General features: G+C 50.5%; 18 protein-coding genes. 17 read left to right on the top strand and 1 reads right to left on the bottom strand.

What is annotated here, in order from left to right; translation table 11 throughout:
* Nucleotides 1-310 precede the first annotated feature (310 nt).
* On the bottom strand, nucleotides 311-937 hold the full coding sequence (locus tag AB8818_RS10085) for a LexA family transcriptional regulator (RefSeq protein ID WP_139507284.1): 627 nt from the start codon (nucleotides 935-937) through the stop codon (nucleotides 311-313).
* A gap of 99 nt (nucleotides 938-1,036) precedes the next feature.
* Here AB8818_RS10085 and AB8818_RS10080 point away from each other — a divergent pair, with 99 nt between their 5' ends.
* From AB8818_RS10080 to AB8818_RS10000, 17 genes are all read left to right on the top strand, one after another.
* Complete coding sequence (locus AB8818_RS10080; protein WP_001515606.1) at nucleotides 1,037-1,252, top strand: Cro/CI family transcriptional regulator; 216 nt, start codon at nucleotides 1,037-1,039, stop codon at nucleotides 1,250-1,252.
* Nucleotides 1,253-1,274: 22 nt separating this feature from the next.
* Nucleotides 1,275-1,823 (top strand): YmfL family putative regulatory protein, encoded by a 549-nt coding sequence (locus AB8818_RS10075; protein WP_023294083.1) that lies wholly within the window; start codon nucleotides 1,275-1,277, stop codon nucleotides 1,821-1,823.
* Nucleotides 1,824-1,995: 172 nt separating this feature from the next.
* Nucleotides 1,996-2,175: a DUF4222 domain-containing protein gene (locus AB8818_RS10070; protein WP_020690687.1), complete on the top strand. Its 180-nt coding sequence runs from the start codon at nucleotides 1,996-1,998 to the stop codon at nucleotides 2,173-2,175.
* Nucleotides 2,165-3,019, top strand: coding sequence for a conserved phage C-terminal domain-containing protein (locus AB8818_RS10065; protein ID WP_371199875.1), 855 nt, complete (start codon nucleotides 2,165-2,167; stop codon nucleotides 3,017-3,019). The genes AB8818_RS10070 and AB8818_RS10065 overlap by 11 nt, the downstream gene beginning before the upstream one ends.
* Nucleotides 3,016-3,903 carry a phage N-6-adenine-methyltransferase gene (locus tag AB8818_RS10060; RefSeq protein WP_193067134.1) on the top strand — a complete coding sequence of 296 codons (888 nt, stop codon included), beginning with the start codon at nucleotides 3,016-3,018 and terminating at the stop codon, nucleotides 3,901-3,903. Before AB8818_RS10065 ends, AB8818_RS10060 begins: the two co-directional genes overlap by 4 nt.
* Nucleotides 3,896-5,830, top strand: coding sequence for a DNA cytosine methyltransferase (locus AB8818_RS10055; protein WP_371199874.1), 1,935 nt, complete (start codon nucleotides 3,896-3,898; stop codon nucleotides 5,828-5,830). The genes AB8818_RS10060 and AB8818_RS10055 overlap by 8 nt, the downstream gene beginning before the upstream one ends.
* On the top strand, nucleotides 5,827-6,213 hold the full coding sequence (locus AB8818_RS10050; RefSeq protein ID WP_032623266.1) for a RusA family crossover junction endodeoxyribonuclease: 387 nt from the start codon (nucleotides 5,827-5,829) through the stop codon (nucleotides 6,211-6,213). Before AB8818_RS10055 ends, AB8818_RS10050 begins: the two co-directional genes overlap by 4 nt.
* Before the next feature lie 14 nt (nucleotides 6,214-6,227).
* A complete protein-coding gene (locus tag AB8818_RS10045; RefSeq protein ID WP_193067136.1) occupies nucleotides 6,228-6,920 on the top strand; it encodes a phage antirepressor KilAC domain-containing protein in 693 nt (230 codons plus the stop codon).
* A complete protein-coding gene (locus AB8818_RS10040; protein WP_371199873.1) occupies nucleotides 6,917-7,978 on the top strand; it encodes a DUF968 domain-containing protein in 1,062 nt (353 codons plus the stop codon). Before AB8818_RS10045 ends, AB8818_RS10040 begins: the two co-directional genes overlap by 4 nt.
* A 21-nt stretch (nucleotides 7,979-7,999) precedes the next feature.
* Entirely contained in the window at nucleotides 8,000-8,692 is a 693-nt protein-coding gene (locus tag AB8818_RS10035; protein WP_371199872.1) for a bacteriophage antitermination protein Q, read from the top strand.
* A gap of 195 nt (nucleotides 8,693-8,887) precedes the next feature.
* Nucleotides 8,888-9,424 (top strand): hypothetical protein, encoded by a 537-nt coding sequence (locus tag AB8818_RS10030; protein ID WP_228099901.1) that lies wholly within the window; start codon nucleotides 8,888-8,890, stop codon nucleotides 9,422-9,424.
* Between the two features lie 197 nt (nucleotides 9,425-9,621).
* Nucleotides 9,622-9,807: a hypothetical protein gene (locus AB8818_RS10025; RefSeq protein ID WP_150391014.1), complete on the top strand. Its 186-nt coding sequence runs from the start codon at nucleotides 9,622-9,624 to the stop codon at nucleotides 9,805-9,807.
* A 280-nt stretch (nucleotides 9,808-10,087) separates the two neighbouring features.
* Nucleotides 10,088-11,140 carry a site-specific DNA-methyltransferase gene (locus AB8818_RS10020; RefSeq protein ID WP_371199871.1) on the top strand — a complete coding sequence of 351 codons (1,053 nt, stop codon included), beginning with the start codon at nucleotides 10,088-10,090 and terminating at the stop codon, nucleotides 11,138-11,140.
* A gap of 70 nt (nucleotides 11,141-11,210) precedes the next feature.
* Nucleotides 11,211-11,426 carry a class II holin family protein gene (locus tag AB8818_RS10015; RefSeq protein WP_000286102.1) on the top strand — a complete coding sequence of 72 codons (216 nt, stop codon included), beginning with the start codon at nucleotides 11,211-11,213 and terminating at the stop codon, nucleotides 11,424-11,426.
* On the top strand, nucleotides 11,426-11,962 hold the full coding sequence (locus AB8818_RS10010; RefSeq protein ID WP_371199901.1) for a lysozyme: 537 nt from the start codon (nucleotides 11,426-11,428) through the stop codon (nucleotides 11,960-11,962). Before AB8818_RS10015 ends, AB8818_RS10010 begins: the two co-directional genes overlap by 1 nt.
* Nucleotides 11,959-12,474, top strand: a complete 516-nt coding sequence (locus tag AB8818_RS10005; RefSeq protein ID WP_371199870.1) for a hypothetical protein — start codon at nucleotides 11,959-11,961, stop codon at nucleotides 12,472-12,474. Before AB8818_RS10010 ends, AB8818_RS10005 begins: the two co-directional genes overlap by 4 nt.
* Nucleotides 12,475-13,105: 631 nt before the next feature.
* Complete coding sequence (locus AB8818_RS10000) at nucleotides 13,106-13,951, top strand: S49 family peptidase (protein WP_238140090.1); 846 nt, start codon at nucleotides 13,106-13,108, stop codon at nucleotides 13,949-13,951.
* The last annotated feature ends 265 nt before the right edge of the window (nucleotides 13,952-14,216 follow it).

The following is a 14,216-nucleotide window of genomic DNA, read 5'->3' as shown; positions in this document are numbered from 1 at the left end:
CCTCGTCACGTGCGCAGAGCCGCATTACCACAACTGGAAGCGCACTACTTCGGTAACAAACCTGCCCCCGCAGTGAAAGAGAGAAGGAGTGCGCTTTCACGTTGTGCCCTTAAAAAGCTGGCTGTCACCCTCAAGGGGAAAGTGAGCAGCCAGAACAGGGAACACGTCTTATTGCTTTGGCCTGCTTTTAACCACATCAGGCGCGGTGGTTTGGTGCCGACAAAAAAAATCTAACTTAACTTAGTTTGTTGGTCAAGTGAAAACATCAAACTAAACTTAGCTTGATGCTTAGAGGAAGAGCGGGAAGGGGTTAGAGTTCGTACTGAACGCCTTTAACTACGCCAATAATGAGGCAGTTACCATTGATCGGGATGTTGGGATAGCGAGGATTTAGTGGGACTAAAAATTTTTGTGGGCCATCAATGACCAGTTTTTTAACAGTCGCTTCGTTAGTGCCATCAATACGCGCAACAACAATCTTGCCATGAAGGGGTTCGGCATCTGGATCAACAATAACGGTTGCCCCTTCAGGGATTGTTGGGAGGCCATTTGGATTGGTCATTGAATCCCCTTTGACCTCTAAAGCGAACGAGCTATCCCCAATGCGTAGTGATGTTTCAACCCATTTATCAACATCACTGAATAACTCAGCGGCCTTACATTCCGTAAACTGCCCAGCTTGAACCCAGGAAATCACGGGCACACGCCTCATTTTAGTTATGAGGGTACCTTCAAATTCAGTGCCGTAAAGAATGTAATCTATTGATGTATTGAAGAATTTAGCCAGCTTAACCAGCGATTCTCCGTTTGGGATATTCACATCCTTTTCCCAATAACCCACCGCTACGTCACTAACCCCACAGAACTTACCCAGTTCTTTTTGAGAGGTTTTTGTAACCCTGCGTAGGGCTTTAATGCGCTGACCAACCGTTTCCATGAAAGCACCAAATTTAAAAAAGACTAAGTAATCTTAGTTTTTATTGACCAAAGTTAGATTGGTTATTAATATCTAACCAAACTTAGCTAAGGGGGCTTCATGACAACCGACGAGATTGAACAACATTTCGGCAGCACTGAGAAAGTTGCCGAATTTTTTGGCATCACCAGTGAGGCCGTTTACCAGTGGCGTAATCGCCCCGGACGCTTAATCCCTAAAGGACGAGCTGCTGAAGCTGCGTATCGAACTGCTGGTGAACTGGAATTCAACCCAGAACGTTATGGCAAGAATACATCGCCTAACGATCAGAAATAACCACAGAAGGGAGGACCTAGCCGTGGGTATAGAACCTGAATGGAAAGTAGATAAGCAGCCAGCCTGGCTGGTGGCCGCAATCAAAAAAACTATCACCGAGCTGCCTGGCGGATATTCAGAAGCTGCTGAGTGGTTGGGTGTGACCGAGAACGCGCTGTTTAACCGGCTGCGTACCGATGGCGATCAGATCTTCCCGCTCGGTTGGGCGATGGTGCTTCAACGTGCTGGTGGTTCAAACCACATAGCGAACGCTATTGCGCGTCACTCGAACGGTGTTTTTGTGCCATTGGCTGATGTTGAAGAGATTGAGAACGGCGATATCAACCAGCGTCTCATGGAGTCAGTTGAGTGGATCGGCAGGCATTCACAGTACGTTCGTAAAGCTACCGCTGACGGCGTTATTGATGCTCAGGAACGCGCCCAGATCGAAGAGAACAGCTATCAGGTGATGGCTAAGTGGCAGGAACATTTGACGCTGCTTTTCCGTGTGTTTTGTGCGCCGGAAAAGAGTGACGCCCGCGAGTGTGCAGCTCCGGGCGTCGTGGCAGACAAATCTTGTATGGAGAAGTAATCCGCATGACCAGTTTAACGGCTTTTAACCGTTTGCCGCAACTCAGGATGATCCCGGTACCGGGCGCTCCGTTGTTTCGGTATGAACGCAGAATAGCAAACCGCTGGGTGCCATGTAACCACAGTCGGGCGGTCGCAATTGTGGGGGTTTACTACAGGAAGGCGAAACGCTTATGCGCGAAGTTAACCGAAGGTTCAAAGACCACAGAGGGATCCCCGTTCGGGTTATCAGGTGGGAGCCAGAGACTCAACGAGTTATCTACCTGCGGGATGGTTATAACCACGAATGTTTCAGCCCGCTCGAACAATTCAAGCGCAAGTTTACAGAGTTAAAGGACGACCATGAGCACTAAATTAACGGGTTACGTTTGGGACGCTTGTGCCGCTTCTGGCATGAAGCTGTCCAGCGTTGCCATCATGGCGCGTCTGGCAGACTTCAGCAGTGATGAAGGGGTTAGCTGGCCTTCCATCGCTACCATCGCCCGCCAGATTGGTGCCGGTGAGAGCACTGTACGCACAGCCATATCTCAACTGGAAAAAGACGGGTGGTTAACCCGCCAGCAGCGCCGTAAAGGCAACCGCAATGCATCGAACGTTTACCAGCTCAATGTTGCGAAATTGCAGGCTGCTGCCTTTTCTCACCTGTCAGATTCTGACGCATCAAAATCTGATGCCTCAAAAACCGACGCGTCAAAATCTGAGGCATCAAAAAACGATGAAAAAGGCGGTTTTCACCCGTCAGAATCTGGGGGGGATCCGTCAGTAAATACAACTACTGATCCATCAGTTAAAAAACCTTCTTGTCCGGTTGCGCCGCAACCAGACCCTGAAGTGATGATCACCGATAACGCCATCCTGGTTCTAAATCATCTGAACCTGGTTAGCGGCTCACGATACCAAAAATCAAAAACTTCTCTGGAAAACATCCGTGCTCGTTTGCGTGAAGGTTACACCGTTAGCGACTTACAGCTGGTGATCGATCTTAAGCATGAGCACTGGAACGGCAATGACGTGCAGTACCAGTACATGCGCCCTGAAACGCTATTTGGCCCGAAAAAGTTTGAGGGTTATCTGCAAAGCGGGATCCGTTGGGACAAGAAGGGGCGTCCACCGCGTGAAAGCTGGGGTGAAAAGAAACACGATCCGATGAAGTTCGGCCCGGTTGATACCAAGATTCCAAAGGGGTTCAGAGGATGACGGAAAATAAATACTGCCGCGCACTGGCTGAACTCCGTTCAAAACCAGCGCATGAATTGAAAGAGGTTGGTGATCAGTGGCGCACTCCAGATCTTCTGTTTTGGGGCATTAATTCGATATTTGGCCCGATGGTTCTGGATCTGTTTGCAGATGATAGCAATGCTAAATGCCCTGCATGGTATACCGCCGAAGATAACGCGCTGACGCAGGACTGGTCAGAACGTCTGGCAGAGCTCGGTGGCGCCGCGTTTGCTAACCCTCCATACAGCCGTTCTCAGTACCATGAAAAGCAGGCCATCACTGGCATGACCCACATCATGAATCACACAATGGCGATGCGTGATAAAGGTGGTCGTTACATATACCTCGTGAAGTCAGCCACAAGTGAAACATGGTGGCCGGAAGATGCCGATCACATCATGTTTATTCGTGGCCGTATTGGGTTCGATCTTCCTGTTTGGTTTGTTCCCGCTGACGAGAAGCAGCAACCCACCAGCGCATTTTTTGCCGGGGCAATCGCTGTCTTCGACAAAACCTGGCGTGGTGAAAGCTTCAGCTATATCAATCGCACCGAACTGGAAGAAAAAGGGCGTGCAGCATTGTCATTGGCTCAATTTGCCGCGGCAAAAATGGCCCTTCCGTCGGTGCCGGAAAAAGTAATGCCTGCTCCCATTGCAACGCCTGATGCAGAGTCACGCATCTGGCCGCTGGAAGTTGGTCTGGTATTCAACCAGGTCGAGGGGGCGGATTCTCTGGGGGTGAGCCAACAGAACAAGTTGAAGGCCAACATCAACCAACTCTGGCTGGAGCGCGTGCCTACCAGTGAAATAATTAGCGTGGCTGGTGGTCTGGTTAACAGCATGCAGGGGGCCGTCAATGCGTGAAATTATCGTTGATAACTTTGCCGGTGGTGGCGGCGCGAGTACCGGCATTGAACTGGCAATCGGGCGTAGCGTGGATATCGCTATCAACCACGACGAAAACGCTATTGCGATGCATAAGACGAATCACCCGGACACGCTGCATTATTGCGAGTCGGTGTTTGACGTTGACCCCATCGCAGCCACCAGCGGTAAACCTGTCGGCCTGGCCTGGTTTAGCCCTGACTGCCGCCACTTTTCCAAAGCGAAGGGCGCTAAGCCAGTTAAGAAAGAGATTCGCGGGCTGGCGTGGATTGTCCTGCGCTGGGCGCTGGCAGTACGTCCCCGAGTCATGATGCTGGAGAACGTCGAAGAATTTAAGACATGGGGCCCGCTGCTGGATGAAGAATTACGCCCGGATCCTGAGCGTGCTGGTGAAACATTCGAGGCATTTGTCGGCATGCTGTCGACTGGTATCGCGGGGAATCACCCAGCACTGGCTGAGGTTTGTGAATTTCTTGCCATTGAGCCGCACGGCCAGCAGGCGCAACAGCTGATCGCCGGGCTTGGCTATGAGGTCGATTATCGTGAGCTGCGCGCTTGTGACTACGGCGCGCCGACGATCAGAAAGCGTTTCTTCATGGTCATGCGCTGTGACGGCCGAAAGATTCATTGGCCTGAGGCGACTCATGGGGATCCAAAATCACTGGAAGTACAAAGCGGCAAGCTGGCGCCATGGCGTACCGCGGCGGAGTGCATTGACTGGAACATCCCGGCCCGTTCCATCTTCGACCGCAAAAAGCCGCTGGCGGAAAATACGCTCAAACGTATCGCGCGCGGCATCCAGCGCTTTGTTATCGAAAGCGCATCACCTTTCATCGTGAAGTGTAACCACACCACGACGAAAGGAGGTTATGACTGTTTCCGCGGGCAATCGTTGTTAGAGCCATTGCAGACCATCACTAAAAAGCATGGCTACGCGCTGGCGGTACCGCATCTTACTAAATTCCGCACCGGGGCCACCGGGCAGCCAGTGACCGAGCCGGTTCCAACTGTCACCGCTGGTACGTCGGCGCGCCCGGGCGGGAATGGGCATGCGCTTGGCGTAGTTGAGGCCGCCCTGACACCGTTCCTGGCTGGCAATGGCGGCAGTGAGTACCAGGCAAAGCCGCGCCCGCTGGATAAACCCGCTCATACAATCCTCAAGCAGTCCCGCGCGTGCGTGGTTGCGCCGGTCATCGCCCGCCAGTTTGGTGCCAGTGTTGGGCACAGGGCTGACGAACCGAGCGCGACGATTACTGCAGGTGGTGGCGGTAAGTCGCAGCTGGTAACTCCAACACTGATCCAGATGGGGTACGGCGAACGCCCAGGGCAAGAACCGCGTGTTCTTCAACTGAATAACCCGCTCGGCACGGTCACTGCTGGTGGTAATAAGTTTGCAACGGTGAGTGCGTTTCTGGCGAAGCACTATGGTGGGAATTACACGGGCCCAGGTGTTGGTCTGGATGAACCCGCGCATTCCGTTACCACTGTTGATCACCATGCGGTAGTTGCGTCGCACCTGGTGAAGCTGCGCGGAACCTGCCGCGACGGTCAGACGATGGATACTCCTATGCCGACGATTACCGCTGGTGGCCAGCACGTTGGCGAGGTCCGGACATTCCTCGAAACCTACTGCGGTGAAAGCGAGGATGAATGGCTGGTGACGATCGAGGGGGTTAAGTACCAGATCGTCGATATCGGAATGCGCATGCTGCAACCGCATGAGCTTTATAAGGCGCAGGGCTTCCCTGATGGCTACGTTATCGATCAGGACTACCGCGGTAACCGTTACGCCAAAGACAAGCAGGTAGCCCGCTGCGGTAATGCAGTTCCACCGCCGTTCGCCCGCGCGCTGGTTGAGGCAAATCTTCCTGAGTTCTGTTCTGACAACCAGCAGGAGGTGGCGTGAAACTGGTGCTTCCTTTTCCTCCGAGTGTTAACACCTACTGGCGTGCCCCTAATAAGGGGCCGCTGGCCGGTCGCCACTTAATCAGTGCTGAAGGCCGCAAATATCAAAGTGCAGCATGCGCCGCAATCATTGAGCAGCTGCGCCGTTTACCGAAACCAACTACCGCATCAGCCGCGGTAGAAATCACCCTGTTCCCTCCGGATATGCGCCGTCGGGATCTGGATAATTACAACAAAGCGCTGTTTGACGCGCTGACACATGCTGGCGTGTGGGAGGACGACAGCCAGGTAAAGCGCATGCTGGTGGAGTGGGGGCCAGTGGTGCCGAAAGGAAAGGTTGAAATAACGATCAGCATTTACGAACCGGCGGGTGCAGCCGCCTGATATGGAGAAATAGCATGAATCAGTTAACCGCAAAGGGTGTTGTGACAATGTCCAGCCGTGAAATTGCCAGGCTGGTGCAGAGCAAACATGGTGATGTGAAGCGCTCAGCTGAGCGCCTTGCATCTGCTGGTATTTTAACCGCGCCGTTGGCGCACACCCCCTACACACACCCGCAAAACGGGCAAACCTACGAGGAGTATTGGTTCAACAAACGTGATTCTCTGGTGATCGTCGCCAGGCTGTCGCCAGAATTTACCGCCGCTGTTGTCGATCGCTGGCAAGAGCTGGAGAACAGTCAGGCCGTAAGTGTCCCGCAAACATTGCCGGAGGCATTACGTCTCGCCGCGGATCTGGCCGAGCAGAAAGAACAACTCAGCCAGCAGTTAGCCGCTGCCGCGCCGAAAGTTGAGTTTGTCGATCGGTATTGTACTGCTAAAGGCTCAATGTCTTTCCGCCAGGTGGCAAAGCTGTTGCAGGCCAAAGAGACCGATTTCCGCTTGTTCCTCATTGAGAGCGGTATTTTGTACCGGCTCAGTGGAGTGCTGACACCGCGGCACCAGCACATTGCTGCCGGGCGGTTTGAAGTGAAAACAGGCACTTCGAGCGAAACAAACTACGCCTTTAGCCAGGCACGCTTTACACCCAAAGGCATCGAGTGGATCGGCGGTCTGTGGACGGCACACATCGCTAAGGGGCATGCCGCGTGAGAGGACTGTTTACAGCCGAGACTGTACCGCGCCTGGGGCTTGTGGTTTTAAAGCCGGGTAGCGAACTGATGTCTTTGTTTCAACAGGGGCGTGTGCTGGTGGAGCCTCAGCCAAAAAGTATGGCTGGGCTTCCGTCGGGGCTCGTCCCTGATGCCAGGCAGCCGCTGGCAGAAGATAAGTCGGTCGAGGAATTCTTCACCGACGAGAGAGTTATCCGTGCAGCAGGCGGTTTGACCGCGTTGGAATACTGGTTAGAGCGTAACGTGAAGAAATGCCAGTACCCGCACACTGATTATCACCATCATGAGCTGGTAACGATGAGACATCCCCCTGGATCAATGTTGCTCTGTTGGCATTGCGATAACAAGCTGCGCGAGCAAACCACTGCGGCGCTGGCAGAACTGGCCCGGCGTAATCTCATTAACTGGCTGATCAGTTCCATCCTGTCTTCGCTTGGCTACAACAACGAGCGTGAACTATCCCTCGGTGAATTGTGCTGGTGGGCCGTTTATTCAGGCATTGCTGATGCAATCACGGAAAGGATGGCCCAGCATGCGCTTCGCTTACCGGATGAGCCGTTTTTATCCGTATATCGAGAAAGTGACATTGTGCCGATGCCCCCTGCAAAAAGCATTTTGCAGAAGAAGGCCACCCCTGCAGTCACGGCTGTGAAATTAAAGCATGGAGCAAATCAGGAAGTGGCCTATGACCAGCCAAAGGTTCTGGCTCTGCATGCAGATCCTGAATCCCCTGAATCATTCATGTTGCGCCCAAAACACCGCAGGTGGGTGAATGAAGACTATACCCGGTGGGTTAAAACCCAGCCCTGTGAAGGTTGCCGGCGGCCAGCGGATGATCCACACCATGTCATTGGTCACGGCATGGGCGGTACCGCCACTAAAGCCCACGATTTGTTCGTGATCCCTCTGTGCAGAGAGTGTCACGACAATTTACATGCTGATGTTGCAGCGTTCGAGAAAAAACACGGTACCCAGCTGGAGCTGCTATTCCGGTTTATGAATCAAGCGCTGGCGATCGGCGTAATAACAAAAGCGTAATTGTATGGAGCGCTGATCATAATGAATTTACAAGAACTGGAATTTACGAGGATTGAACTGCGCCGCGCGCTGGCGGATTTATCAGGATCGACAAAAGGACAGCTGCAGGCGTTCAGTGAGCATCCACCAGCAGATAAGAACAAATACCCCCGGCACCATCCTGAAATCGTCATGGAGGGTGGGGAAGGCTGTGGGTCTAAGGTTGTAAAAACGCTGGCCACTCCACTTTATGTTCTTGAGACAAGGAGCCGTCGTCTACCTTTACCGCCTATTAAAGATACGGAGTTCGCTTGTTCAGCATGGCGTCGTTCGGTCAATGGTCTGGGTGAGCATTTGCAGGCTTGGGTGCGGTACTGCTATGGCTATGACCTTACTTTCCGGTACCAGACTTTAATGTGCCAGCACGTGTGGGAAGAGTTTCAGCGTCAGCATAGCAGCAAAAAAATCCAGGACCGCGTCACTAAGAAACTGATAGGGCTTGTCTGGCTGGCGGCGCAAGAAGTTGCTGCCTCTCGTAATAACGATACCTATCAGGAGTATGCTGGTGCAGCTCTGGCGCGCATGGTCAGCGTTGAGCGTTCCACCTGGCTCAGAGTGTATTCAGGGCACTGGGCGGCCTTTAAAGCGTTGTTTGCTGAAATGGACAGTCAGGCACTAAGCGAAATTTTGTCACGGTACGAAGAGTTCCAAGAACTGAAAGTGGCGGAAATGTGAAGTAACTTTCACTAACTACCTCAATTAGGCTTGCAAAATGCAACAAAATGAGCGATATTTGAAGCTAATTTGATAAGTTGCCAAACGTATATAAACCCGCCAGTCTGCGGGTTTTTTTCGGATTTTCTTCATATGGCATTGAAATACTAGTTGCCAAATAGGTAACATTTAGGTTTTCGTCTCGTCTGGATCGACATGATGTTCCAAGCCTTCCAAACAGCAGTATTTAAAAATGTTGCAGAACACTTGAAAGGACGCTTTCCGCATAAGTCGCTGGAACTCGTATATGCAGATGAGCTGATCCTGAAAGATATGGAATTCCTCAAAACCAACAACAAATTGCGTTGGGATCCGGGGCTAAAATCGCGAGTGTTTATCGATATGATGGAAGAACACCCGATTAAGCTTGTTGTGTACTATCGTGGTGAGCCAATTGGATTTGCATTTGGATGCTACTACAAACCGAAAAACGCAGTACATGTTTGCTGGATGGAAAAGCGTAACGATGCGCATGAAGATTTAGATCATCAAATGCTTGGTATCGTTTTGGATTGTTTTGCTGCTTACGCACAATTCCTCAATCATCAAGGCGAAACTATTGATACCATAGCTCTAGTCAGTCCAGTTGATGGTGCAATGAGGTACTATACTGAAAGTGGTTTTGAGTACATTGCAGATTATGAACGAGGTGGGTGTGCGATGGTTCTTAGGAACACTTTACAGAGTACGTAATGTGAGTAGTGTTCTTAAATTGACTCGGTTTATCATAAAAGTATTGAAAACCACATCTAGTTGATGCAATCTGAGCCAACGCAAAGCACATCAAAATGTACTACGCTTTACTTTACACGTTTTAAAGTAACTAACTTAGTTAGCTACATGCTTCAAAAGAAGCAATCACAGCCTAGTGCTGCATTAAGGGGACTTCAATGAAACATCATGAGCAGATCGAGATCGAAGCAGCTAAAGTCGTTGCCGAACTCTTTGCTGGTAACGCCTCTCCAATGGAATCTTTTGGTATTACTTGGAGCCAAACTCAGATGTTAGAACGTAAGAATCCTGGAGTTGTTATCAAACTGACACCAGATGATGGCAGAAAGCTTGCATATTGCTAATATCTCTTGCTAGCGTTTAACGTTAACAAGTAGTTAACTCCATACAAATTTTGAAAACCTCGCCACGGCGGGGTTTTTTCGTTTCTACAGGGTGCTTACAAGCGGCCTTCCGGATCTCGCGCCCCAGTGATTGGGGGTTTCTGCTGTGAAAATGGGCGGCTGGTGGGTGTTGTAGCACCCAACCAGCCATTAGCTCATGCTTTCAGGTCACAAGCTAACCAAGGCCCACTGCTTTAGCGCAAAAGCATAGTGAGCCTATCAGAGTTACGCTTACGGATCTATGAAAAATACTGTAAATATAAACAGTGTTGAGCTTATCAACGCTGACTGCCTGCAATACCTCGCAACCCTCCCAGATAACACCATCGACCTTATTGTTACGGATCCGCCTTATTTTAAGGTGAAGCCGAACGGCTGGGATAATCAGTGGAACGGTGACGCCGACTATCTTCGCTGGCTTGATATGTGTCTTGCCCAGTTCTGGCGAGTGCTTAAGCCTGCCGGCAGCCTGTATTTGTTTTCAGGTCACCGACTCGCATCCGATATTGAGATCATGATGCGTGAACGCTTCAACGTCATGAACCACATTATCTGGGCGAAGCCATCAGGGCGCTGGAACGGGTGTAATAAAGAAAGCCTGCGCTCTTACTTCCCCGCGACGGAACGCATCCTTTTCGCTGAGCATTATCAGGGGCCATATAAGCCGAAAAGCGACGGATTTGCTGAGAAAAGCAACGAGGTCAAACAGCACGTCATGGGTCCGTTAATCACCTACTTTCGGGATGCACGAGCCGAACTGGGGGTCACGTCCAGGCAAATAGCTGATGCCACCGGAAAGAAAAATATGGCGTCTCACTGGTTCGGTGCCAGTCAGTGGCAACTACCGAACGAGCAGGATTACGAAAAGCTGCAGGAATTGTTCACTCAGATCGCCATTGAGAAGCACCGCGCCTCTGAACTCAAAGCACCGCATCACCAGCTGGTGGCCACATGGCATTCGTTGAACCGGAAATACCTTGATCTGCTGGAAGAGTACAAATCTCTTCGGCGGCATTTCTCTGTGACAGTAGCCGTGCCCTATACAGACGTCTGGACACATAAACCCGTCCAGTTCTATCCAGGCAAACACCCGTGCGAAAAGCCCGCTGATATGTTGCGGCAAATCATCAACGCCAGCAGTAGGCCCGGCGATGTGGTAGCTGATTTCTTTATGGGCTCGGGATCAACTGTTAAAGCAGCCATTGAACTGGGCCGCCAGGCTATCGGCGTGGAACTGGAAGAGGAACGTTTCAACCAGACGGTAAGTGAGGTAAGGCAGCTGGCAGGGGAATAAAAGCTTGGGTCGCTATCGCGGCCCTTTTTATTACCTCAACTGGACACCCGCAACGTAGCGAGGTGAGAGCATGTATCGAATGGAAAAAATCACGACGGGTATTGCATACGGCGCATCGGGAGGGGGGACCGGATACTGGTTGCTTCAGCTCCTCGATAAAGTCTCCCCATCTCAATGGGCGGCCATTGGTGTGCTCGGTAGCCTCATGTTTGGTTTGCTGACGTGGTTAACGAGTCTGTACTTTCAAATCAAAGCGGATCGCCGCAAAGCTGCGCGGGGTGAATGATGTCGAACAAAGCAAAGCTCAGCGCAGCAGTGCTGGCGCTAATCGCGTCAGGGGCATCTGCTCCACTCATTTTCGACCAATTCATCAGCGAGAAAGAAGGCAATGCGCTGGTGGCCGTTGTTGATCCGGGTGGGGTCTGGTCTTTATGTCACGGCGTGACCGTTATCGATGGCAGACGTGTTGTTAAAGGCATGACGGCTACTGAGGAACAATGCTGGAAGGTTAACGCTATTGAACGCGATAAGGCATTAGCCTGGGTTGATCGCAATATCAAAGTGCCTCTGACAGAGGCACAGAAGGTGGGTATCGCATCCTTCTGCCCGTATAACATCGGCCCCGGTAAATGCTTCCCATCGACCTTCTATAAGCGCATCAACGCAGGTGACCGCATCGGTGCATGCGAGGCAATCCGCTGGTGGATTAAGGACGGCGGACGTGATTGCCGCCTGACTAAAGGCCAGAAGAATGGCTGTTACGGGCAGGTCGAGCGGCGCGATCAGGAAAGTGCGCTGGCCTGCTGGGGGCTGGACCAATGAAAATAAATCCGGGTCTTATCGGCGTACTCGTTATAGCTGGCCTGTCAGTCGCTCTCGTTAAGAGTTGCTCAGACGCCAGCAGCCTTCAGAGCGAAAACGACGTCCTGCGAAGTGACAACTCTTTGCAGGGGCAGGTGATCGTCTCACAAGCACTCAACTTCAATCGGTTCAATCAGGTTGCCGAACATGCCAACAGGCTTAACTCCCTGATTAACAGCAGCACCGAAGAAACCGTAATCGAATACCGGGAGATTCTCCGCCGTGAAAAAACCTGTGATCTGCCTGTTCCTGCTGACATTGCTGGTGGGCTGCTCGAATACGCGCACCGTTTACGTGCCAGCGCCATGCACATCGATACCAACAGACCTGACGCAGCCGATGATCGTGCCGCTGCCGCCAGCTCAATGACATACTGCCAGGCTGTTTTGTGGATTAAGCCGCTGCTGGCTGTTATTGAGCAGGGCAACATTAAATTGTCGGGTATACGAGAGATTGAGAAGTTACGAAAATGAATAATGTCCGATGACATTGTTAGCGTGATTCTCATTCAACAATCTCAACTGCTCCATTACAGCGCTTAATCATGCAATTAGCTTTTTCACCAAAGGCTTAGATCCAGGGAAAGTTACTGACGTTATCTAATGACAAGATGAACGTAGCTTTTGTGTAGTTTTTCAGCGAATAGGATTATCTGAATTTAGCATTTTTGGCTTGTATAAACTGTGGGTAAGTAGCTATAGTCACGTCATAGATAGTATTTTTGCATCTTTTTCAAGCCTCTTTTGAGGCTTTTTGCACATTTAAATATGACAACAATGGCACATATAGTATGTCACACTTGGCACAGGCACTATATGTAGCGCTATAAAAGGAGCTATCATTATGACCCCAGCTGAGTTCTACGATGTTTACAATATCAAGCCGGCAGAAATGTTGAATGGTGAAACTGTTAACAACTTCGCTTCTCGCGTAATGGCACAGCAAACTAGTACGAGTGGAAACACAGGTGTTTGGTACTCACAAGGTACCGCTACACAATCGAAGCAAAACCAAACTCCAAGTCATCAACTTTACACGTACTAATTTATGCCTAATTGGAGCGACGTACTGGGCGAGATAACGGCTCTCGCCCATAAAAGTCCTATGGATGAGGTTCGCCGTAAATACTTATCTCAACTTTCGAATCATACTGGAAGAAATGTAATCACATATTACTCAGGGTGGTTACAGCATGGTGGTGCAGAAGTACGCCATCTTACTCAAATGACTGATGATGATAAGAACGGGTTGATGACAGCCATCAATGGTTTAGATGTATCAAAAGGGTTGGATTTGATACTTCATACTCCAGGTGGTGATATTGCCGCTTTGGAATCAATCGGGCATTACTTAAGGTCGAAGTTTGGAACTAACATCAGAGCAATTGTTCCTATGATTTCAATGTCCTGCGGAACTATGCTTGCATGTTGTGCCAATGAAATCATCATGGGTAAACAGTCCAACATTGGCCCAATTGATCCTCAGTTCAACGGTTTCTCTACCCATGCCATCATTGAAGAATGGAATCGTGCGCAGACGGAAATTTTCCAAAATCCCGCAGCTGTTCAGATGTGGCAGTTCATTCTTCAAAAGCTAAACCCGACGATCATCGGCGAGTGTGAGAAAGCAATCAAATGGGCAAATGAGATTGTTAAGCATTGGCTTATGACAGGCATGTTTGATGGTGATCCTGAGGCAGAATCAAAAGCAACACATGTTTGTTCAGAGTTAAACAACCATCACACAACCTATACCCACTCGCGTCATATTCATTTTGATAAGGCGCAGAAAATTGGGTTGAATGTTACCGAACTTGAAAGTGATCAAGTGCTTCAAGATTTGGTTTTGACTATACATCACAGCTATATGCATTCTTTTGGTGGAGCACCACTGGCAAAAATCATTGAAAATCATAACGGTAATGCAATGATTTGGAATATCCAGTCTTAATCTCACCTGTATGATTCCAGCCTCGCTTATGCGGGGCTTTTTTATGCGCATTGCATACTCAAATCAAACTAGAGTCGACTAGAGTCGTTTAGCAGTGAATTCAAAACGGTGGTCGGGTCTGTATTATCTTATGGGTCCTCCCGAAGGAGGCGTCTGCCACGGGGCGGCGCGCTCGCGGGAAACGGCTAGTTTTTCGGATCCAGGGTCATCATCATCATGTGCGCAGGTCTTTGATTTAATTAGAGGCCATTTTCGCAAGATGTCG

This window comes from Enterobacter sp. KB-280D8 (genome assembly GCF_041399405.1).
GTDB classification, from domain to species: domain Bacteria; phylum Pseudomonadota; class Gammaproteobacteria; order Enterobacterales; family Enterobacteriaceae; genus Enterobacter; species Enterobacter cloacae_N.
Note: the sequence above shows the minus strand (reverse complement) of the source record. Positions and strands in the feature narration are given on the sequence as shown.